The organism is Mycobacterium sp. 852002-51961_SCH5331710, from assembly GCF_001665535.1.
Lineage (GTDB): Bacteria > Actinomycetota > Actinomycetes > Mycobacteriales > Mycobacteriaceae > Mycobacterium.
Window position 1 is genome coordinate 72,316 of record NZ_LZSQ01000128.1, and the last position, 21,862, is coordinate 94,177.

The window sequence follows — 21,862 nt, forward strand, 5'->3', positions numbered from 1 at the left end:
CATTTCAATGGGTGTTGAAATTGTCGCGGCGCGGCGTTACTCTGCCCCTACGCAGAAATTCAACGTCGAATGAAAAGGTGCGGACCATGACTACCGAAACCCCGGAAAGGGCCCCCCACCACGCTTCACCGGTTCACGAGCCGCCCGCCGCGGTACGCGCGACGGGCGTGGTCGTGGTGCTCACCGTCGTCATCGCGATCGTCGCGCTGGCCTTCGCGCTGCCCGCCGCTCGCAGCGGCCCACATAACGTGCCGATCGGCGCGGCCGGACCGCAGGCGGCAAGTGGCCAGGTGGTGGCGACGCTGGACCAGCAGGCACCGGGGGCGTTCTCGGTCACCTACTACCCCGGGGCCGACGCCCTTCGCGAGGCCATCCGCAACCGCGACGTGTACGGCGGCATCGCGTTCGGGCCGGAGGGACCCACGCTGATGACCGCGACCGGCGCCAGCCCGATGGTCGCCCAGATGTTGTCCCAGATCGGCAACGGCATCGCGCAGAAGACCGGCACGCAGTTGCACGTCGAGGACCTGGCGCCCCCGACCGCCGACGATCCGCGCGGCGCCGGCCTGGCCGCCTCCGCCCTGCCCATCACCCTCGCCGGGCTGCTGCCCGCGATCGCCTTGATGTTCGCGCTCAAGCGGGAGGTGTGGACCCGCTTCACAGCCGCCGTGGTTTTCGCGGGCGTGGCCGGGCTGTCCATCGCCGCGCTGCTGCGCTGGGTGACGGGCTCGATCGAGGCGAACTTCTGGGGAGTCGCCGGTGCGCTGACGCTGGGCGCCCTGGCGATGGGGTTGACGATTTTGGGGCTGGGGTCGCTGTTCGGACGGGTCGGCCTGGCGCTGGGTGCGGTGCTCGCGTTGCTCGTCGGCAACCCGCTGTCCGGTTTGACCAGCGCCCCCGAACTGCTGCCCAGCGGCTGGGGAGAGTTCGGCCAGTTCATGCCTCAGGGCGCCAACGCCACCCTGCTGCGGTCCGCGGCCTTCTTCGACGGCGCAGGCGCCGCGGTACCGGTCCTCGTGCTGGCCTGCTGGACGGCCGTCGGAGTGGCGCTCATCGTGCTGGCGGCGCTTCGGCAGCGAAGGGTGACGCCCGGCTGACATACACTCGGGCCGCGTGGGACTCGACGACCGTGAAGCGCTGAGCATGCTGCGCGACGCGGTCGATCCCGCGTCCGGCTCGGACCTGATCCGCAGCTTCTACACCCATTGGTTCGCGATCGACATCTCGGTGCGCGACCTGTTTCCGCCGGACATGGACGAGCAGCGTCAGCGGTTCGGCCACGCCGTCACCTGGGTGCTGGGCGAACTCGTCGCCCAACGGGCCCGGGAACCGGTCGCCTTCCTCGCTCAGCTCGGCCGGGACCACCGTAAATACGGTGTCCTGCAACGGCATTACGACACCATGCAAACCGCGCTGTACGCCAGCTTCCGTAATCACTTGGCCGAGCGCTGGGACGACAGGCTCGCCGAGACCGCACACGACGTCGTCGCGTTGATGATCGGGGTGATGCGCGGGGCCGCCGACGCGGAGCAGGGGCCGCCGTTCTGCGACGGCACGGTCATCGAGCACCTGCGGGTCACCCGCGACGTCTCCGTCGTGCGATTGCAACTGGACCGTCCGCTGTTCTACCACCCGGGCCAGTACGTGACGGTTCAGGTTCCGCAGTGGCCGCGCCGGTGGCGGTATCTGAGCCCGTCGATACCGACCGAGCCCTCCGGCGCGATCGAATTCCACATCCGCTCGGTGGCCGGCGGCATGGTGAGCACCGCGATCGTCGCCGAGACGAAACCCGGCGACCGGTGGCGGCTGTCCAATCCGCACGGGGGGCTGCACGTGGACCGCGACGGCGAGGACGTGCTGATGGTCGCGGGCAGTACCGGGCTGGCACCGCTGCGGACGCTGATCATGGATCTCACCCGCTGGGGCGTCAATCCGCGAGTCCATCTGTTCTTCGGCGGAAGGTATCCGTGCGACCTGTACGACCTGCGCACGCTGTGGCAGATCGCGTCGCAGAACCCATGGCTGTCGGTCACCCCGGTCTCGGAGTTCAACGTCGACCCGCCGTGGGCCGCCGACTATCCGGACGTACAACCCCCGCGCGGCCTGCACGTGCGACAGACCGGCACGCTGGCCGACGTCGTCACCCGCTATGGCAACTGGGGCGATCGGCAGATCCTGATCTGCGGAAGCCCGAACATGGTGACGGCGACCAAGGCGGCGCTGCTCGCCAAAGGAGCACCGGCCGAACGCATTCAGCACGATCCGCTGAGCTCCTGAAACCGGGCGGCACGGCGGCGGTCGCACCCGCTCGTTTGTGAATCCGACGACGGTTTCGTCGCGATGAGCGCAGCTGGTTTCACAAATCACGCAGGCACGCGCTGCCGTGGCTTCATCTAAGCCCGGCGTGGGACGATCGTCTGGTGGTTGACTTCGATGCCGTCACGCTGAAGGACCCGTCGTCGGACCTGACCGCGACCTTCGTCCCGGCTGCCGGCATGATCGGCACGTCGCTGGCCGAGTCGGGTGACGAGTTCCTCGGACAGCGCCGCGGCTTGACCGCCTACGTGAACAACGGCAAGACGATGGGCATCCCGATCCTGTATCCGTGGGCGAACCGGTTGAGCGCCAATACCTATGAGGTCGACGGGTCGGTCGTCACCCTGACCCCGGGCACAAACGGGGTCCGCACCGACGAGCACGGCGCGCCGATTCATGGTGTGCTCGCCGCCTACCCGGGGTGGAAGGTCACCACCCGCACCGAGAACGTGCTGACCGCCGAGCTCGACTACGGCGCCGACGCCGAACTGCTCGCGTCGTTTCCGTTTCCGCACCTACTCACCCAACACGTCACGCTCGGCGATCGCACGCTCACCATCGAGACGACGGTCGCGGCCACGTCGTCGGCGGACGTGCCGCTGTGCTTCGGCTACCACCCGTACCTGAAGATCCCCGGCGTCCCGCGCGAGGAGTGGACGCTGAGCACACCGGAGATGCGCCACCTGCCGGTGGACGACAACGGCATCCCCACCGGCGCCCACGAGCAATGGCCCGGCGGCGCAGAGCAATTGAAGGTCACCGCCTATGACGACGGTTTCGACCAGGTCCCAAAGGGCGCCGTGTTCACCCTCGCTGGCGGTGAGCGCCGCATCGAGGTGCGGTTCGAAACCGGTTATCCCGCAGCGCAACTGTTCGCCCCGCCCAATGACGACCTGATCGGCATCGAGCCGATGGCCGCGCCGACGGATTCACTGAGAAGGGGCGGATACCGAAAAGCGGCCCCCGGCATGCCGGAGACCGCTCGGTTCTCGATCATTGTTTTTTGAGGAGTTTGTTACTCCGCCTGACGTCGCCGCCGAGCGGCTCCAGGTTGCCAGACCACGACCGCGGTGCTCTTCGGCATCACGGCCAGATCGCGGCGCTGAGACCCCCGCAACGCCTCCACTTCGTCGGTCAGCTCCCGGACCCTCGCCTGCAGCGCCTCGACCTGGTTGGTCAGCTCGATGATGCGTTTGATCCCGGCGAGGTTGACACCCTCGTCCTGGCTCAGCCGCTGCACCTCGCGGAGAAGTTCGACGTCGTGCTGCGAGTAACGCCTGCCGCCGCCCGAGGTGCGTTGCGGGCGCACCAGGCCGAGCCGGTCATAGGTGCGCAGCGTCTGGGCGTGCATGCCGGCCAGCTCAGCGGCGACGGAGATCAGGAACGTCCGCGCCTCGTCGTTCGGCCGTTTCGCTGCCATCACGCACCTGCCCATCCAGCCCGCGGATCGAAGCCGCTGGCCCGCTCCGCCTTCGCATAGGCCTCCAACGCCTCGGCCGCCTCACCCTCGAGATTGGGCGGGACCGCGACCTTCACCGTCACGAGCAGATCGCCGTGTCCGCCGGAGCGTTTCGGCACACCGCGCCCGCGCACGCGCAGGATGCGCCCGTCCGACGTGCCCTTGGGCACCCGAACACCGACCTTGCCCTCGAGCGTCGGCACCGAAAGCGTTGTACCAAGCGCCAACTCGTGGAAGCTGACGGGTACGGTGACGGTCAGGTCGTCGCCGTCGCGGCCGAACACCTTGTCGGGACGCACGTGAACGGTGACGTACAGGTCGCCCGACGGTGCACCGCGCAGGCCCGCTTCGCCCTGGCCGGCCAACCGGATTCGTTGTCCGTCCTCGACGCCCGGCGGGATCCGCACGTTGATCGTGCGGGTGCGGGTGGTCACACCGGTGCCCTTGCACTCCTGGCAGGGGTGCTCGATGATCGAGCCGCTGCCACGGCATTCCGTGCACGGCTCGGAGAACCCGAACGCGCCCTGGTTGCGGTTGATCACCCCGGACCCGTTGCAGTTCGGGCAGACCTTCGGGCTGGTGCCGGGGCGGGCGCCGCTGCCGTGACAGTTCGTGCACGGTGCGGGACTGGTGAGCCGCAACGGCATCGCCACACCCTTGGTGGCTTCCAGGAACGACAGCTCCGTCTCGGTCTCGAGGTCGTTGCCGCGGCGCGGCCTGCTGGGCCGCGGCTGCTGAGCGCCGCGGCCGAAGAGCCCACCGAAGAGATCGCCGATGTTGGCGCCGCCGGTCTGGCCGGCCGCATCGAAGAGGTCGTTCAGGTTGAACTCGACGCCGTCGCCGCCGCCGAATCCGCCGAAGCCGCCACCGCCGCCGAACCGACCGCGGCCGAAACCGCCGTTGGCGAACAAGCGCCGGGTCTCGTCGTACTCCTTGCGTTTGGCCGGATCCGTCAGCACCTCTTTGGCCTCGGAGACGGCCTTGTACCGCTCTTCGGCGGCCGAGTTCCCCGGATTGCGGTCGGGATGGTTTTCCGCGAGCAGCTTTCGGGCCGCCCGCTTGATTTCCTGATCGCTGGCGTCAGAGGAGACGCCGAGCTCCTTGTAGAAGTCCTTCTCGACCCACTCACGCTGGGCCATACCGCGTCACCTCCTTCCGCTCTTGTCTGTTTATCGCAGTCTCATTCCGATTTTGATGATTGACGACGAATCGCGCCGGATTAGTCGCCGCCGCCGAGTCGAAGGTGGCGCAGAATCCGCCCGTTTCGGCTATTCCGCGCCACCTTCTCCTCATCAGGCTTCGGCTTCCGGCGAAGCGTCACCCGCGGCGCCGTCACCGCCGTCGGGGACCGTGTCCACCACGCCCACCAAGGCGTGGCGCACGACCTGATCGCCGACCTTGTAACCGCGTCGCATGACGGTGCCCAAGACGGGGTGAGTGCCCTCACCCTCGTGCTGCACGGCCTCGTGGAGTTCGGGGTCGAACTCGTCGCCTTCGGCGCCGAACGCCGAAAGGCCAAGCCCTTCAAGGGTGTTGACCAGCTTGTCGGCCATCACCTTGAGCGGACCGCTCTCGAGGTCCCCGTGGCTACGCGCGCGGTCGAGGTCGTCGAGGATCGGCAGCAGCGCCGAGATGACCGAGGCCTTCGCCCGGTCGGCCGCCACCTGCTGATCGCGCAACGCACGCTTGCGGTAGTTCGTGAAATCGGCCTGTACCCGCTGCAGATCGGCCAGCAGTTCGGAGGCCTTGTCGGCCTCCTCCCCTGCCGCCTTCTGTGCGGGCGCGTCCGGCGCCGGCTCGCCGGGGCTTGATGCCGCCCCGGCCTCACCGGCCGCCGAACCCGAACCTGCTTCTCTCACTTCGCCCGTGACCGGATCGATGCGCCGTTTGTCGGTGACGGTCACCGGCTCGTGCGGATCGTTTCCTGTCACTTGTTCTCCTTGTCAGCGTCCTCGTCAACGACCTCGGCGTCCACGACGTTGTCGTCCGCCGAACCGGCGTCGGCGCCGCCGCCCGCGGCCTGCTCGGCCTGGGTGGCCTCGTAGATGGCCTGGCCCAGCGCCTGCGATTCGACGCCCAGCTTCTCCATCGCCGACTTGATCTCACCGATGTCGGTGCCTTCCAGCGCCTTCTTGGCATCGGCAATCGCGGAGTCGACCTTGGCCAACGTGTCCTCGGGGACCTTGGAGCCGCCCTCGCCGCCGCGCTGCTCGGAGACGAACTTCTCCGTCTGGTAGACCAGCGACTCGGCCTGGTTACGGACGTCGGCCTCCTCCCGACGCTTGCGGTCCTCCTCGGCGTGCGCCTCGGCGTCCTTGATCATCCGGTCGATCTCTTCCTTGGACAGGCCGGAGCCCTCCTGGATGCGGATCGTGTTCTCCTTGCCGGTGCCCTTGTCCTTCGCGGTCACGTGCACGATGCCGTTGGCGTCGATGTCGAAGGTGACTTCGATCTGGGGCACACCGCGCGGAGCCGGCGGGATGCCGGTCAGCTCGAAGCTGCCGAGCAGCTTGTTGTGCGCCGCGATCTCGCGCTCACCCTGATAGACCTGGATCTGCACCGACGGCTGGTTGTCGTCGGCGGTGGTGAAGGTCTCCGACCGCTTGGTCGGGATCGTGGTGTTGCGCTCGATCAGCTTGGTCATGACGCCACCCTTGGTCTCGATACCGAGGGACAGCGGCGTGACGTCAAGCAGCAGAACGTCTTTCACCTCACCCTTGAGCACACCGGCCTGCAGGGCGGCGCCCACCGCGACGACCTCATCCGGGTTGACGCCCTTGTTGGGCTCCTTGCCGCCGGTCATCTCCTTGACCAGATCCGACACCGCGGGCATGCGAGTCGAGCCGCCGACCAGGACCACGTGGTCGATATCGGACACCGAGATGCCGGCGTCCTTGACCACCTGCTGGAACGGCTGACGCGTGCGGTCGAGCAGATCCTGGGTGATGCGCTGGAACTCGGCGCGGGTCAGCTGCTCGTCGAGGAACAGCGGATTCTTGTCCGCGTCGACGGTGATGTACGGCAGGTTGATCGACGTGCTCTGGCTCGAGCTCAGCTCGATCTTGGCCTTCTCTGCGGCCTCACGCAGCCGCTGCATCGCCATCTTGTCCTTGGTCAGGTCGATGCCGGAGGTGCCCTTGAACTTGTCGACCAGCCACTCCACGATCCGGTCGTCCCAGTCGTCGCCGCCCAGGTGGTTGTCACCGCTGGTGGCGCGCACCTCGACGACACCCTCGCCGATCTCCAGCAGCGAGACGTCGAACGTGCCGCCGCCGAGGTCGAAGACCAGGATCGTCTGTTCCTTCTCGCCCTTGTCCAGGCCGTACGCGAGCGCTGCCGCGGTCGGCTCGTTGACGATGCGCAGCACGTTGAGCCCGGCGATCTGGCCGGCCTCCTTGGTGGCCTGACGCTGGGCGTCGTTGAAGTAGGCGGGCACGGTGATGACCGCATCGGTGATGTCCTCACCGAGGTAGCTCTCCGCGTCCCTCTTCAGCTTCTGCAGCGTCCGGGCGCTGATCTCCTGCGCCGTGTACTTCTTGCCGTCGATCTCCACCGACCAGTCGGTGCCCATGTGCCGTTTGACCGAACGGATCGTCCGGTCGACGTTGGTCACCGCCTGGTTCTTGGCGGGCTGGCCGACCAGCACCTCACCGTTGCGCGCGAACGCGACGACGGACGGCGTGGTGCGGGAGCCCTCGGAGTTGGCGACGACGACGGGGTCGCCACCCTCCAGTACCGCGACGACGGAGTTGGTGGTCCCGAGGTCGATTCCGACCGCACGAGCCATGTTGGTTCCTCCTGAATAGTCTGCTTCTTTGGGTCTGAGTGCACCGCACTCAAGACTGCGCCGACAGACTATAACCTGTCAACCCAGACTTGAGTCTGTTCCACTCAAGTATCGATAGGCTCAACGGGGCCACCGCAGGTTTTGTTCCCGGATTGGTCCCCGGGCCGGTAGGTGGGACCGCGACATATTCGCTGCGAGCTTTCGTCACGCCGGCACAAGCGAACATGACGCGCGGTGGCCGACTCGGTCACGGACCTCTCGCGCTTCGATCGAACGTCGACGAAATAGCGGCCGCGGATCTCCCCGACGACTCAACGCTCGGCCATCGAGGCCTACGTCGTCGACCCGAGCGTCCGACGCGAACCACTGGCCTCCCCGGTGTTCGACACCGCCCTCGCCGAAGCCATGCCGCCCAGTCTTGTCATGACCGGCGAACTCGACACGCTCGGCCCTGAAGGTGACGCGCTCGCAGGAGAATTCGCTCGCCGAGATGTGGCCACCACGCACCGCCGCTTCCCCGGCATCGACCACGGCTTCACGAGATCGCAAACGGATACTGCGCGCGAAGCCATGGCCCTCATCGGCGCTCATCTCATTCGGTACCTGACGTGAGAGGCGCCGGGATGCGTGCCATTGTCGTTGCCCCACAACGGGCAAGGGACCAGTTGGCGGCTTCGCACGAGCGATCCACGACGTCACGGCCATAACGTGGTCGCCATGCCTCGATCGAGCTCCCGACTCAGAACCGCAGACCTCACCGACCGGGTGGCGGTGATCACCGGCGCGAGCAGCGGCATCGGCCGCGAGCTGGCGCGGCTGTGCGCCGAACGCGGCGCCCACCTCGCGCTGTGCGACATCGACGACGCCGGTCTGGCCCACACCGCCGACGCGGGTCGAAGCCGGGGAACACAGGTGCTGACCCGCCATGTCGATGTGTCCGACGCCGCAGAGATGTCCGCGTTCGCCGACGCAACGTTCGACCGCTTCGGCCGGGTGGACATGGTGGTCAACAACGCCGGCGTGGGACTGGTCGGCGGGTTCCTCGACACCAGCGCCATTGACTGGCAGTGGCTGATCGGCGTCAACCTGATGGGAGTCGTGCACGGTTGCGATGCCTTCCTGCCCACCATGATCGAGTCGGGCCGCGGCGGGCACGTCGTCAACCTGTCCTCGGCCGCCGGCCTGCTGGCCAACCCTCAGCTGAGCGCCTACAGCGCAACGAAATTCGCCGTCCTCGGATTGTCGGAGGCCCTAAGGGTGGAGCTCAAGCCACACCGCATCGGCGTCACGGCGGTGTGCCCGGGCATCATCGACACCGCCATCACGCAGAACAGCCAGATCCGCGGCGACGGGGACCTCGACGAGCGCCGCACCCGGCTCGCGTCGACCTACCGCAAGCGCGGGTACCCACCCGAGCGCGTCGCGTACAACATCCTGCGCACAGTCGACCGAGACCGCGCCGTGGCGCCCATCGCCGCCGAGGCGCACGTCATGTATGTCCTCTCGCGCTGCGCTCCGCCGCTGGCGCGGTGGGTCGCTGCCCGGACCGCCGAGATGGCGAAATGACGCAGCTGGCGGGTCGACACGCCCTGGTCACCGGCGCAACGGGCGGAATCGGCCACGCCATCGCACATGAACTGGCCGCGCGCGGATGTTCGCTGACGGTCACGGGCCGGCGCGAGCTGGAGCTCAAGCGGTTGGTCGGCGAACTGGGACCGGCAGCCCATGGGCTGACCGCCGACCTCGCCGACCTCGATCAGGTGCGCGACCTGATGGACCGCGCGGGCCCAGTCGACGTGCTCGTCGCCAACGCAGGCGTCGGCATCCCGGAAGACCTGGCGATGCTGAGCGACGCCGAGATCGCCGATGCCATCCGCGTCAATCTTCTCGCTCCGGCGGCCCTCGCACGGGCGACGGTGGGCCCGATGAAGCGACGCGGGCGCGGGCACATCGTGTTCATCTCCTCGGGAGCGGGCCTGATCGCGACCCCGGGCAACGGCTCGGTCTACACGGCGACGAAGTGGGGCTTGCGGGGCCTCGGCCTGGCCCTGCGGCAGGAACTGCACGGAACGGGCGTCGAGGTTTCGACCGTCTTCCCCGGACCGACCCGGGACGCCGGAATGTTGGCCGACACCGGCGTCACCCTTCCGCGCGGATTCGGCACGAGCACACCGCAGGACGTCGCGCGAGCGGTGGCCCAGGCGGTCGAGCGGGATAGGCCAGAGACGACGGTCGCGTCGGCCGGCATGCGACTGCTGGTCGGATTCGGCGCTCTCGCACCGGTTTTGGTAGGCGAGGTCGCTCGGCTGGCCGGCGTCGGGCGGGTGCGCGAGGCGATGCTGACTAGGTGACCAGCTCGACGAGGGCCAGTGCGGCGCGCAACTCGAGGGTGCGCTTGTCCACCGGGCGCCCCAGTAGTTCCTCGGCCTGACGGATCCGGTAGGCGACGGTGTTCTCGTGCACGTGCAGCCGTTTGGCGGTCCGTCCGCGGCTGCCGTTCTCCTCGAGGTAGGTCCGCAGCGTCGCGGCCAGCCGGCGGGTCGCCTCATCCGTTGCCCCCAGCTTGCCGAGTTCGCGTCGCACGAACGCCGCTGCCTGGTCGGCGTCGACGGTGGCAAGCGCACGCAGCGAGACGGTGTGGTAACGCGTGACACTGCCCGCCGGGCGCCCGGTTAGCCGGGCGACCCGTTGGGCTTCAAGCGCCTCAACGTGACTGCTCCGGAAACCCGCGATGCCGCGCGCGGGCTCCCCGACCGCGATCCGTACCCCTGGCGCCGTGGCGGTGCGAAAGCGCAACTCGTCGAGCACTTTCGACGGAACCTCGCTGTGCGAGCCGATCCACGCCGCTGCCGAGAGGATGCCGAGCGGATGCACCAGTGGCTTCTGGTCACCGATCGCCGCGGCGATGTCGCGGATGGCTGACTCCAGCAGTGCTTGGGTGTTGCGGCCCTCCTCATGCGAGTCCAGCCAAGCGATCGCCGCGACGTGCACTCGGCGGACGTCGTGGCGCAACCGCCTGCTCGCCACCTCGGTGTCGATCGGCGCGCCGGCCAGGATGGTGCCGATGGTCTCGGCCTGGCTCGCGGCGGCACTGCGCAGCCATCGGTCCCGCTCTGCCGTGTAGACCTCTTCCACCAAACACAGCGCGGCGTCCACATAGGCGAACATCCACTCAGAACTCAATTCCGTTGCCAGGATCAGCTCCTCGGCGTCGCGCGCGTGGGTTTCTAGGATCGAGGTGAAGTGCTGGGCGGTCGCGGCGTGTGCGAGCCGGTAGCTGCGCATCAGGGTGGCCAACGGGATGGCGTGTTGCGCACCGTCCTGGGCGTAGGCCAGCGTAGGCGATGCCAGCCGGGCCGCCTCGCCGGGATCGGCACCGGCCAGCAACACCTCGGCGAAATCTCGGATACTGGCTTCGGTGCTCGCCCGGTTCACTTCGAGCGCCTCGGCGCTGGCGAGCAGTTCGGGGAGCCGCTCGCTGGTGAAATCGTTGACCACAGCAGAGATCTCATTGGCCCGCGCCGCGAGTTCGGTGGCCGCAGGACACAGCACCGACGACCACACCCGACATCGGTCCTCACCGCGCGCGCCCGCCCAGGCCGGCTCCATGCAGAGCACGGTATCGCCGCCGGCCAACCGGTGATGCGCAAATTCCACAACGGCCGGGCACAACGTTGGCGCGCGCAGACAAGAAAGCCGGGGCCCGCCCGGACGACCATCGTGGTATGAGACAACTGACCAGCCTCGACGCCCAGTTCCTGGCAATGGAAAACGATCGCGTGCAAGGCCACGTCAGCGTCCTCGGTGTCTACGAGTCGCACACCGCGGCCGGCCTGCCGCTGGGTGCGGAGCTCGTCCGAGACGTCATCGGCAGCCGCTTGCATCTGTTGCCCACCTTCCGCTGGCGGCTCGCACAGGTCCCGTTCGCTCTGGACTACCCGTACTGGGTCGACGACGGCACCTTCGACATCGAGTACCACGTCCGTGAACTCGCGCTCCCGTCGCCGGGTGACGCGCGCCAGCTCGCCGAGCAGGTGGCTCGCATCATCGGCCGCCAACTCGACCGGGCGCGCCCGCTGTGGGAGGTGTACGTGATCCACGGCCTCGCCGATGGCGGTGTCGCGGTGCTGACGAAGATGCACCACGCCGCGGTCGATGGCGTGTCCGGCGCCGAGGTGATGAGCATCCTGCTCGACGACACGACGGGCCGCGAGCGCGAACCCGCGACGGAGGTCCTCGCCGAGAGCTTCCCTTCAGAGGTCGAAATGCTGGGCCGCGGCCTTTTGGGCCTGCTGCGCCAGCCGTTTCGGGTGCTGGGCGCGGGCCCGACAGCGTTGCCGCACCTCGACGATGTGCCGACCATTCGGCACCTGCCCGGCGTGAAGGCCATCGCCCGCAGCAGCCGGCTGGTCAAGCGCGCGTTGCGGGGCGGCGCCGTCGGCGCGACTTTGCGCGGCAGCGACATCTCCGCGCCGCGCACCCGGTTTCAGGCCCGCGTGTCACCGCACCGCCGCGTCGCCTTCGGCTCGTTGCCACTCGGCGAGGTCAAGGGCATCAAGAACACGTTCGGATGCACCGTCAACGACGTCGTCCTGGCCATCTGCACCGCAGGTCTGCGGTCCTGGCTCGGCGACCAGGCCGAGCTGCCCGGCGAGCCGCTCGCCAGCTTCATCCCGATGTCGGTGCGAACCCCGGAGCAGCGCGGCACCTTCGGCAACCGGGTCTCGGTGATGTTGACCGCGCTGCCCACCGATGAGGCCGATCCGGTTGTGCGGCTGAGCCGCATCAACGAGGCCATGAGCGACGCCAAGGAGCGCCACCGCGCGCTGCCCGCATCGCTGCTGCAGGACGCCAACCACTTCATCCCCCCGGCGCTGTTCGCTCAGGCGGCCAGGGCGACATCGCGACTGGCGGGCCTGCGCGGGCTGAATCAGCCTGCGAACGTGATGATCTCGAATGTTCCGGGCCCGTCGGCCCCGCTGTACCTCGGCGGTGCCCGCCAGCGCGCGCAGTTCCCGGTCTCGGGGGTGCTCGACGGAATCGGCATCAACATCACCGTGATGAGCTACCAGGACTCACTCGAGTTCGGCATCGTCGTCGACCGCGAACTCGTCGACGACCCGTGGCCGATCCTCGACGCTCTGCGCGCCGGCCTGGACGAACTGCGTGACGCCGCCGATGCGGCGAATTCAGCCATGTCGCAACGCAGGAAGACCCCAACTCGCAGGAAGGCGACCTCATGACCGCCCACATGCTGCGCAGCAACAGCATGGACGACTACCCACTCACGCTGACCGCCATCGTGGAACGCGCCGAACGGTTCCACGCCGACCAGCCGGTCGTGTCACGCCGTCCGTCGGGGGCGATCGCCCGAACCACCCTCGGCGCCTGCGCGAGTAGGGCACGACGGCTCGCCGGAGCACTGTCGGCACTCGGTGTGCGCGAGGGCGAACCGGTGGCCACCTTGCTGTGGAACCAGAGTGAACACCTCGAACTGTACTTCGCGGTTCCCGCCATGGGTGCGGTCATCCACACACTCAACCCGCGGCTGTTTCCCGACGAACTCGGCTACATCGTCGGCGACGCCGAAGACAACGTGATCGTCGTCGACGAGTCACTGTTGGAGGTGTTCGAACGCTTCTGTAGCGCATGCTCTTTCGCGCACGTCATCGTCGTCACGCACACCGGCGAAGCACCGGCGGGAACACTGGACTACGAGTCGCTCATAGCCGACGCCGAGCCTGTCGAGTGGCCCGTTCTCGACGAACACCGCGCGGCGGCGATGTGTTACACGTCCGGCACCACCGGACGGCCCAAGGGTGTGGTGTATTCCCACCGGGCGCTGACGTTGCATTCGCTTGTCGCCGCGCTGCCCGACCAGCTGGCGGTATCGGCACACGACACGATTCTTCCCGTCGTGCCGATGTTCCACGCCAACGCGTGGGGCCTGCCGTACGCGGCGGCGCTGGCCGGCGCCCGTCTGGTGTTGCCGGGGCCGCGGCTGGATGCCGAGAGCGTGCTCGACCTGTGTGCCGCTGAACGGGTCACGATGACGGCGGGTGTGCCGACGGTGTGGATGGGGATGCTCGCGGCACTCGACGCCGAACCGGACAAGTGGGACCTGTCCGAGCTGGACCGGCTGATCGTCGGGGGGGCGGCCGTGCCGCGGTCGATGTTCGAGGGGTTCGACCGCCACGGCTTGACCGTCGTGCAGGCGTGGGGAATGACCGAGACCGCACCGCTGGGAGCCGTCTGCCGGCTGCCGGGGCGCCTCTTCGAGAGCGAGCGTGACGAGCAGTACAGCCATCGCACCCGGCAGGGTGCCGCCACCCCGTTCTTCGAGATCCGGGCGCGCGACGACAACGGAGCGCTCATCGCCTGGGACGACGCCGCCATGGGCGAATTGGAGGTGCGCGGCCCCTGGGTCGCGTCGAGCTACCACAGCGGGCGGGGTGCCGACAGCTTCACACCCGACGGCTGGTTCCGCACCGGAGACGTGGTTCGGATCGACCCGCACGGCTGCATCCGGATCTGCGATCGGTCGAAAGACCTCGTCAAGTCCGGCGGCGAATGGATCTCCTCGGTGGACCTGGAGAACCAGCTCATGTCGCACGCCGCCGTCGCGCAGGCCGCCGTGATCGCGGTGCCCGACGAACGCTGGGGCGAGCGCCCGCTGGCCGTCGTGGTGCTCCGCGACGGCGGGCGAGCATCGGCCGATGAACTGCGCGACCACCTAGCCCGGGAGTTCGCCAAATGGCAACTGCCCGACCGGTTCGAGTTCATGGAAGCGATCCCCTGCACCGCAACCGGCAAGTTCAAGAAATCCGTCCTACGAAACCTGTTCACCACAGCCTGAAAGGAACCCACCATGAGCAGATTCGACATCTCCCAGACCAACCGGGCCGTGGAGCGCTTGATCGAGACCACGGACAACCCCCGTCATCTCTACCTGCTGCACGCCTACAACCGGCACCGCTACCTGGAGATGGCCGGCCGGTACGAGGAGATCTTCGCTCCGGACATGACGGTCGAGAAACCCGTCTACCACTTCAACATGCTCGGCAAGAGCGTGACCGTCGAGGGCGCGGATGCCGTCAAGGCGCTGTACCGGCAATGGCGGGACACGGCGCAGTGCGTTTTCTATGTCGACGACGAGAAGCTGGCGGTCAGCGACGACATGATCGTGTCGACCTCGTTCATCTATCAACAAACCCCCGGCGCCATCCTGGCGGCCGAGGGGGTGCCCGCCGATCCTCAGGCCACCTATCTGGTCAAGACCGCCGAGCACATGATCTGGCCCTACGAAGACGGACTGCTCGTCGGTGAGGACGTGTGGGAGTACGACGAGAACGCACGCGAGTTCATCATGCTCGACCCGGCCGACGTGCTCACCATCGAACAGTCCGCTGCGCTGCTCGACCCGCTGATCAAGCCGCTGCCGGAACACAATCCGTTCCTGCGATGACCACAGCCCGCAGTGTCTAGGGTGATGAGTCGGAACCGGCGAAAGGACCACGATGCCCGAACGTGCTGACACCGATGTGGTCGCTGCGAAGCTGCCGGGGGGCGAGACGCTACCGTTCGCGCCCATTCCGTCGGCCAGCATCGCCGGCCGCACGCTCCAGGAGTCCACCTACGCCCAGCGGACCGTCCCGCGGCGCCTGCACGACGATGCGCCCAACATCATCATCGTGCTGATCGACGACGCCGGCCCCGGCCTGCCGACGACGTTCGGCGGGGAAGTCCGCACCGACACCCTGGATCGGGTCTGCGCCGAGGGAGTGTCGTACAACAGGTTTCACACCACCGCGATGTGCTCGCCCACTCGGGCATCACTGCTGACCGGACGCAACCACCACGAGATCGGCAACGGTCAGATCGCGGAACTGGCCAACGACTGGGACGGTTACGCCGGAAAGATCCCGCGGTCCAGCGCGACGGTCGCCGAAGTGCTCAAACAATACGGCTATGCCACCGCCGCGTTCGGCAAGTGGCACAACACCCCGGCCGAAGAGACGACGGCCGCGGGGCCATTCGAGAATTGGCCTACCGGTTTGGGTTTCGAGTACTTCTACGGATTCCTCGCCGGCGAGGCCTCCCAGTACGAGCCGCACCTGGTGCGCAACACCACCGTCGTCACGCCACCCCGGACACCGGAGGAGGGCTATCACCTCTCGGAGGATCTGGCCGACGACGCCGTCGCCTGGTTACGCCGGCACAAGGCATTAAACGCCGACAAGCCCTTCTTCATGTATTGGGCCAGCGGATGCCTGCACGGCCCACACCACATCATGAAGGAATGGGCGGACAAGTACGCAGGCAGGTTCGACGACGGCTGGGACGCCTACCGACAGCGTGTGTTCGAGCGGGCCAAGGAGAAGGGCTGGCTTCCACCGGACTGCAAGCTCACCGAGCGCGACGACACCCTGGCGTCCTGGGACAGCATCCCCGAGGACGAGAAGCCGTTTCAGCGGCGCCTCATGGAGGTCGCGGCGGGCTACGCCGAGCATGTCGACGTCCAAGTCGGCCGTCTCGCCGACGAGTTGGACCGGCTCGGCTACGGCGACAACACGCTGTTCCTCTACATCTGGGGCGACAACGGTTCATCGGGTGAAGGCCAGAACGGCACGATCGCCGAATTGTTGGCGCAGAACGGGATTCCGACAACAGTCCGCCAGCACATCGACGCGCTCGACGAGCTCGGCGGCCTCGACGTGCTCGGGTCACCTCTGGTTGACAACCAGTACCACGCCGGGTGGGCATGGGCGGGCAGCACACCGTATAAGGGAATGAAGCTGCTCGCCTCGCATCTCGGCGGCACCCGCAACCCGATGGCGGTCAAGTGGCCGGCGAGAATCGGTCCCGATCCGGTACCGCGCGACACCTTCCTGCACTGCAACGACGTGGTGCCCACCATCTACGACGTTGTCGGCATCGAGGCACCGCGCGTGGTCAACGGTGAACCGCAGATACCGCTTGCCGGAGCAAGTTTCGCGTCCACCCTTGTCGACCGCACGGCCGCGGGCGGCAAGGAGACTCAGTACTTCGAGATCATGGGCAGCCGCGCGATCTACCACCAGGGATGGATGGCCTGTGCCCGTGGGCCTCGGCTGCCGTGGGTGCCCGGCCAGCCCGAGGGCATCGCGACGTGGACCCCCGATGCCGATGTTTGGGAGCTGTACCACCTCGACGAAGATTGGTCGCAGGCTGATGATCTCGCGGAGCAGCACCCCGACAAGCTCGCCCAGCTGCGGGAGGTGTTCGCCATCGAGGCGGCGCGCAATTCGGTGCTCCCAATCGGCGGCGGATTGTGGGTGCCGGTCTATCACCCCGAGTTGCGGATCTCCCCGCCGTACCGGGAGTGGGAGTTCTCGGCAGATACGGTGCGCATGCCAGAGTTCTGTGCACCAGCGCTGGGCAACAAGAACAATGTCGTCACGATCGAGGCCGAGGTGCCCGCAGACGCGAACGGCGTGCTGTATGCGCTCGGAGCCGGCGCCGGAGGGTTGACCTGTTATTTCGACGACGGGTACTTGTGTTACGAGTACAACCTGTTCATCCTGCAGCGCACCAAGATCCGGTCCGACGCGAAGGTCCCGCCGGGGCGCACCACCATCTCGGTTCAGACCCGTTACGCCGAACAGCGACCCGCCGGACCACTGGACATCACACTGGCTGTCGGCGGAAAAGCCGTTGCGACGGGCCAGGTTCCGGTGAGTGCGCCGTTGTTGTTCACCGCCAACGACTGTCTCGACATCGGAACCTGCCTCGGCTCACCGGTTTCGCTGGACTACCGCGAGCGCGCCCCGTTCCCGTTCGAGGGGGTCATCGACCGTGTCCATGTCGCCTATACCTGAGGACCGCGAGCGATGTGCCAATACTGCGGGTGCCGTGACCTCCCGCTGATCCGCGACTACATCGCGGAGCACGCCCATGTCCTCAACCTGGGCGGCGAGGCCGTCCGCCGCATCGACCGCGGTGACCTCGACACCGCGCGCCGCCTGCTGGCCGAGATGGCCGAGGCACTCGAGTCCCACTGGCGCGGCGAGGAAGAGGGCCTGTTCAAGGTGCTCCAACGCGAGGAGTTGTTCGCCGAACACATCGAGCCTCTGATTCGTGAGCACCGCGAACTCGCCGACCTGCTCGCCTCGGTGGATCTGGCACGCGATGCCGACCGGCAAGCCGTGCGCGTCGCCGTCGAGGACCTCTGGGAGCACACCCGCAAGGAAGAGGACGGCATCTTCCCCGCCTCGCTCACGGAATTGGACGGCGAGGACTGGGACGCCGCGATCGCGGCGTGGCACGCGGCTCATCCCGACCGCGAGATGGTCAAGTGGGGCGTGTGACGAGTGGCCGTCCCTAAGGTGGAGAGATGACCACCGCTGCACAACGGGAACGCGCCGCACTCGTCGAGACCATGCGCGAGGTGGGTCCCGACGCTCCCACGCTGTGCGGGGACTGGACGACCCGTGATCTCGCCGCGCACCTGGTGGTGCGCGAACGCAGGCTCGACGCCACGCCGGGCATCATGGTCCCCGCGCTCGCCGGTTACACCGACAGGGTCCAGCGGCAGACCGCCCAGGGCTCCGAGTGGGAGGCACTGCTCGACAAGGTCGCGTCCGGCCCGCCGCTGTATTCGCCGTTCAAGCTGCTCGACCCGGTGGCCAACATGGGCGAGATGTACATCCACCATGAGGACGTCCGCCGCGCCCAATCTGGTTGGGAGCCGAGGCCTCTCGACGACGCCACGGTCACAGCGCTGACCCGGTCACTGCCGCTGATGGCCCGGATGACGCTGGCGAAAGCGCCGGCTCGGATGACGCTGAAGACCCCGCAGGGCAAGTCGCTCGCCCCCGTCGGGAAGGGTGAGCCGTTGACCGTCATCGGCGAGGCGCAGGAATTGCTGCTGTTCGTCTCCGGTCGCGACGAGGTTCGCGTCGAGTTCGAGGGCGACGCAGCCGTGGTCGACGCCGTCCGCAAGAACCGGCGCGGGCTGTAGCCACAGTTTCGCCGTCGCGTGTCGGTGCTGCGTGATAGTGTCGAACACATGTTCGAGACCACGCAGCTGGCGGAGGTGGACCCCCGCGTGGACGAGGCTGCTCTGGTCGAGCGGATCGCCTGGTTGGAGCGGGTTAAAGCGGCCGCCGCGGCGGGGCAGGCCCGGGCTTCGGCCCTGCTCGACGCTTCACGGCGCGCCAGCGAGGCCGCCGCCGGCGTGCCCGCGGCCAAACGGGGTCGCGGGGTTTCCAGCGAAATCGCCTTGGCCCGGCGCGTCTCGCCGTCGCAGGGTGGTCGCCACCTCGGGTTCGCCAAGGCGTTGGTCGACGAGATGCCCCACACACTGGCCGCGTTGGAGGGCGGGGTCCTGTCGGAGTGGCGGGCGACACTGATCGTGCGTGAGTCCGCCTGTCTCAGCGTGGAGGACCGCCGCGCGCTGGATGACGAGATGTGCTCGGATGTACAGACTTTGGAGGGAAAGGGCGACGCACGCATCGCCGCAGATGCCAAAGCCATCGCCTACCGGCTCGATCCTCAGGCGTTCGTCGACCGCGCTGCACGAGCCGAGGCCGATCGCACCGTGACCATCCGGCCCGCGCCCGACACCATGTCCTACGTGACCGCGCTGCTGCCCATGCGCCAGGGGGTGTCCGTCTACGCCGCGCTCAAGCGCGCCTCCGACACCACCTTCGACGACCGGGGACGAGGTCAGGTGATGGCCGACACCCTGGTGGAGCGGGTCACCGGTCGGCCGGCCGAGGTTCCCGAGCCGATCGCGGTCAACCTGGTGATCTCGGATGAGGCGTTGATGGGCGACGACACAAGCCCAGCGCTCGTCGACGGCTACGGTCCGATACCGGCCGCGGTGGCGCGCACGCTGGTGCAGACCGCCGCCTCGGACAAGCGGTCGCGAGCCACACTGCGTCGGCTGTACAGACGTCCGGATTCGGGGGCGCTGGTAACGATGGAGTCGCGCTCACGGCGCTTCCCGCGGGTGATGGCCCGCTTCATCGGATTGCGCGATCAACGATGTCGCACCCCTTACTGCGATGCACCGATCCGCCACCGCGACCACGCGGTGCCCGCACACCGCGGTGGCCCAACGCATCTGGTCAATGGGCTGGGCCTGTGCGAGCGGTGCAACTACGTCAAGGAGACCCCGGGCTGGCTGGTGCAAACCTGCCAGGTGGACGGTGGCCACCACGCCGAGTTCACCACGCCCACCGGAGCGCATTACGGGTCGGCGGCCCCGCGGCTCCCCGGCCGCTCGGTGGTTCACCTAAGCGAAGTCGAAGCACGCATCGGCGTCGCGCTGACCAACCTGCACGCCGCCTAAGCTGGCAGCCGTGAGCTCATCGGTGGATTTCCGGGTTTTCGTCGAACCGCAGCAGGGCGCGTCGTACGCCGACCAACTCGCCGTCGCGCAGACCGCAGAGGAGCTGGGCTTCTCCGCATTCTTCCGCTCCGATCACTACCTGGCGATGAGCGGCGACGGACTGCCCGGCCCGACCGACTCGTGGGTCACCCTGGCAGGCATCGCCCGCGAGACGTCGACGATCCGTCTCGGCACCATGGTGACCTCGGCGACCTTCCGGTATCCGGGGCCGTTGGCGATCTCCGTGGCGCAGGTCGACGAAATGAGCGGCGGCCGAGTGGAATTCGGTATCGGCGCGGGCTGGTTCGAAGCCGAACACCAGGCGTACGCGATCCCGTTTCCGCCGCTCCGCGAACGCTTCGACCGGCTCGGCGAACAGCTCGACATCATCACTGGACTGTGGACGACGCCGCAGGGTGAGACGTTCGACTACTCCGGTCAGCACTACACGATCGTCGACTCCCCCGGCCTGCCCAAGCCCGCGCAGTCGCCGCACCCGCCAGTCATCATCGGCGGCCAGGGCGCCAAGCGGACGCCGGCGCTCGCGGCGAGGTTCGCCTCCGAGTTCAACGTGCCGTTCGTACCGCTGGAGACGGTCAAGACGCAGTTCGAGCGGGTTGCCGCAGCTGTCGCCGACGCCGGTCGGTCCGCGGACTCGATGATGTACTCCGCGGCGTTCGTGCTGTGCGCGGGCCGCGACGAGGACGAGATCGCCCGCCGGGCGGCGGCGATCGGGCGTGAGGTCGACGAGCTTCGCAGCAACTCCCCCACGGTGGGCACGCCCGCCGAAATCGTCGACAAGCTGGGACCATTCCTGCAGGCCGGCGTGCAGCGCATATACCTGCAGGTTCTCGACATGTCGGACCTGGACCACCTGGAGTTCTTCGCGCGCGAGGTGCTGCCGCAACTGCGCTGAACAGGCGCGCGCGGGCCACCGGCCCTACGATCAGTGGCCGTGCCCGGCGGCAACGGCAACGATCACCGCGGCGGTGGAGACCCGCCGCCGCAGCCCTGGTACAACCGCACCCCCGAAGTCGTCGGCGCAAGCCTTCTCGGCCTAGCCGCGATCGGTCTCCTCGTGCTGGCGATCTCCTTCTTCGCCGGGCGGTTCAACGAGCAGACGCCGGCGCCGGTGGATTTCGTCGAGCCGACGTTCACGGCAACAGAGACCCCGACGGGCCCCTCCGCGACCCTCACGACGGGAACCATCACGAGCACCAGCCCACCGCAGACCACCGAGATCAACGACCCCCTGCCGTCGGAGTCCACGACCTCGGGCAGCGAGACGACTTCGGGCACCGAGACCACGTCCAGCACCTCGACGACGACCAGCCGGACACCGCCCACCAGTGAGGCCGGCGGGGCCGAGGAGCCCACCACGACCCGCACGACGCGCCGACCCCGGACGAATGTGACGCGGACGCTCAATCCGTACCCCTGAGCGCCTACTATCGATGGCCGTGGCGCGATACGGATCTCCGGACGACCCGAACAATCCCGACAACGAACCCACGGCCTACATCAATTACGGCGACGGGGGTCCCGGTGTGCCTCCCGAAGAGCCGGAACCGTGGTACCGCAGGCCGGCGGCACTGGTCGCGTTCGGCGCGATCGGCGCCCTGCTCGTCGCCCTCATCGTGTGGCTGCTCGCGTCCTTGATCAGTGGCGACGACTCGACGACCGAACGCACCTCGCTGACGCCGTTGACCACGACCTCGCGCTCCGTCGTCCCGACCACCTCGCTGTCCCCGCAGACCGTCACGGAGACCATCACCGCGCCGCCGGAGACCACCACGACCACCGAGCGGACGACCACCACGACGACGACCACCACGACCACCCCGCCGACGACGAGCATCAGCACCGAAACCAGCACCGAAACGGTGACCGAGACGGTGACGGAGTCGCCGACCCCCTAGCGGCCGCG

The 21,862-nt window shown here is 67.9% G+C and carries 21 protein-coding genes; 16 read left to right on the top strand and 5 right to left on the bottom strand.

Annotation, left to right across the window (positions count from 1 at the left end; translation table 11 throughout):
- Positions 1-86: 86 nt before the first annotated feature.
- From A5752_RS25505 to A5752_RS25515, 3 genes are all read left to right on the top strand, one after another.
- Positions 87-1,097: a hypothetical protein gene (locus tag A5752_RS25505; RefSeq protein ID WP_067091874.1), complete on the top strand. Its 1,011-nt coding sequence runs from the start codon at positions 87-89 to the stop codon at positions 1,095-1,097.
- Between the two features lie 16 nt (positions 1,098-1,113).
- Entirely contained in the window at positions 1,114-2,277 is a 1,164-nt protein-coding gene (locus tag A5752_RS25510; RefSeq protein ID WP_067091876.1) for an FAD-binding oxidoreductase, read from the top strand.
- Positions 2,278-2,420: 143 nt separating this feature from the next.
- Positions 2,421-3,323: an aldose 1-epimerase gene (locus A5752_RS25515; RefSeq protein WP_067091878.1), complete on the top strand. Its 903-nt coding sequence runs from the start codon at positions 2,421-2,423 to the stop codon at positions 3,321-3,323.
- Positions 3,324-3,331: 8 nt separating this feature from the next.
- Here A5752_RS25515 and A5752_RS25520 read toward each other — a convergent pair whose 3' ends face one another.
- From A5752_RS25520 to dnaK, 4 genes are all read right to left on the bottom strand, one after another.
- Positions 3,332-3,736: a heat shock protein transcriptional repressor HspR gene (locus A5752_RS25520; protein WP_067091880.1), complete on the bottom strand. Its 405-nt coding sequence runs from the start codon at positions 3,734-3,736 to the stop codon at positions 3,332-3,334.
- Positions 3,736-4,914 carry a molecular chaperone DnaJ gene (gene dnaJ, locus A5752_RS25525; protein ID WP_067091882.1) on the bottom strand — a complete coding sequence of 393 codons (1,179 nt, stop codon included), beginning with the start codon at positions 4,912-4,914 and terminating at the stop codon, positions 3,736-3,738. Before dnaJ ends, A5752_RS25520 begins: the two co-directional genes overlap by 1 nt.
- Before the next feature lie 153 nt (positions 4,915-5,067).
- Positions 5,068-5,706, bottom strand: a complete 639-nt coding sequence (grpE, locus tag A5752_RS25530; protein ID WP_067091884.1) for a nucleotide exchange factor GrpE — start codon at positions 5,704-5,706, stop codon at positions 5,068-5,070.
- Positions 5,703-7,562 carry a molecular chaperone DnaK gene (gene dnaK, locus A5752_RS25535; protein WP_067091887.1) on the bottom strand — a complete coding sequence of 620 codons (1,860 nt, stop codon included), beginning with the start codon at positions 7,560-7,562 and terminating at the stop codon, positions 5,703-5,705. Before dnaK ends, grpE begins: the two co-directional genes overlap by 4 nt.
- A 297-nt stretch (positions 7,563-7,859) precedes the next feature.
- On the opposite strand from dnaK, the gene A5752_RS25540 reads away from it, so the two are divergent.
- The 3 genes from A5752_RS25540 to A5752_RS25550 all read left to right on the top strand — a co-directional run bounded on the left by A5752_RS25540 (position 7,860) and on the right by A5752_RS25550 (position 9,913).
- Positions 7,860-8,174 carry an alpha/beta hydrolase fold domain-containing protein gene (locus A5752_RS25540; RefSeq protein ID WP_082964067.1) on the top strand — a complete coding sequence of 105 codons (315 nt, stop codon included), beginning with the start codon at positions 7,860-7,862 and terminating at the stop codon, positions 8,172-8,174.
- A 105-nt stretch (positions 8,175-8,279) separates the two neighbouring features.
- Complete coding sequence (locus tag A5752_RS25545; RefSeq protein ID WP_067091969.1) at positions 8,280-9,128, top strand: SDR family NAD(P)-dependent oxidoreductase; 849 nt, start codon at positions 8,280-8,282, stop codon at positions 9,126-9,128.
- Positions 9,125-9,913, top strand: a complete 789-nt coding sequence (locus tag A5752_RS25550) for an SDR family NAD(P)-dependent oxidoreductase (protein WP_067091891.1) — start codon at positions 9,125-9,127, stop codon at positions 9,911-9,913. Before A5752_RS25545 ends, A5752_RS25550 begins: the two co-directional genes overlap by 4 nt.
- Here the strand turns inward: A5752_RS25550 and A5752_RS25555 are convergent.
- A complete protein-coding gene (locus A5752_RS25555) occupies positions 9,906-11,171 on the bottom strand; it encodes a PucR family transcriptional regulator (protein WP_067091971.1) in 1,266 nt (421 codons plus the stop codon). The two genes, A5752_RS25550 and A5752_RS25555, sit on opposite strands and share 8 nt — an antisense overlap.
- A gap of 116 nt (positions 11,172-11,287) precedes the next feature.
- On the opposite strand from A5752_RS25555, the gene A5752_RS25560 reads away from it, so the two are divergent.
- Genes A5752_RS25560 through A5752_RS25605 form a run of 10 tightly spaced genes read left to right on the top strand, consistent with a single transcriptional unit; the run spans position 11,288 to position 21,854 of the window.
- Complete coding sequence (locus A5752_RS25560) at positions 11,288-12,805, top strand: WS/DGAT/MGAT family O-acyltransferase (protein ID WP_067091893.1); 1,518 nt, start codon at positions 11,288-11,290, stop codon at positions 12,803-12,805.
- Positions 12,802-14,418, top strand: a complete 1,617-nt coding sequence (locus tag A5752_RS25565) for a long-chain fatty acid--CoA ligase (protein ID WP_067091895.1) — start codon at positions 12,802-12,804, stop codon at positions 14,416-14,418. The genes A5752_RS25560 and A5752_RS25565 overlap by 4 nt, the downstream gene beginning before the upstream one ends.
- A gap of 12 nt (positions 14,419-14,430) precedes the next feature.
- On the top strand, positions 14,431-15,027 hold the full coding sequence (locus A5752_RS25570) for a hypothetical protein (protein WP_067091897.1): 597 nt from the start codon (positions 14,431-14,433) through the stop codon (positions 15,025-15,027).
- Between the two features lie 52 nt (positions 15,028-15,079).
- Positions 15,080-17,419 (top strand): arylsulfatase, encoded by a 2,340-nt coding sequence (locus tag A5752_RS25575; RefSeq protein WP_067091899.1) that lies wholly within the window; start codon positions 15,080-15,082, stop codon positions 17,417-17,419.
- Positions 17,420-17,431: 12 nt separating this feature from the next.
- Positions 17,432-17,908, top strand: coding sequence for a hemerythrin domain-containing protein (locus tag A5752_RS25580; protein WP_067091901.1), 477 nt, complete (start codon positions 17,432-17,434; stop codon positions 17,906-17,908).
- A gap of 26 nt (positions 17,909-17,934) precedes the next feature.
- Positions 17,935-18,561 (top strand): TIGR03085 family metal-binding protein, encoded by a 627-nt coding sequence (locus A5752_RS25585; protein WP_067091903.1) that lies wholly within the window; start codon positions 17,935-17,937, stop codon positions 18,559-18,561.
- A 48-nt stretch (positions 18,562-18,609) separates the two neighbouring features.
- On the top strand, positions 18,610-19,896 hold the full coding sequence (locus A5752_RS25590) for an HNH endonuclease (protein WP_067091905.1): 1,287 nt from the start codon (positions 18,610-18,612) through the stop codon (positions 19,894-19,896).
- Between the two features lie 10 nt (positions 19,897-19,906).
- On the top strand, positions 19,907-20,851 hold the full coding sequence (locus A5752_RS25595) for an LLM class F420-dependent oxidoreductase (RefSeq protein ID WP_067091907.1): 945 nt from the start codon (positions 19,907-19,909) through the stop codon (positions 20,849-20,851).
- Positions 20,852-20,890: 39 nt separating this feature from the next.
- The gene (locus tag A5752_RS25600) at positions 20,891-21,376 is read left to right on the top strand and encodes a hypothetical protein (protein WP_156614168.1); all 486 of its coding nucleotides are present in this window, start codon (positions 20,891-20,893) and stop codon (positions 21,374-21,376) included.
- A 19-nt stretch (positions 21,377-21,395) separates the two neighbouring features.
- On the top strand, positions 21,396-21,854 hold the full coding sequence (locus tag A5752_RS25605) for a hypothetical protein (RefSeq protein WP_082964069.1): 459 nt from the start codon (positions 21,396-21,398) through the stop codon (positions 21,852-21,854).
- The last annotated feature ends 8 nt before the right edge of the window (positions 21,855-21,862 follow it).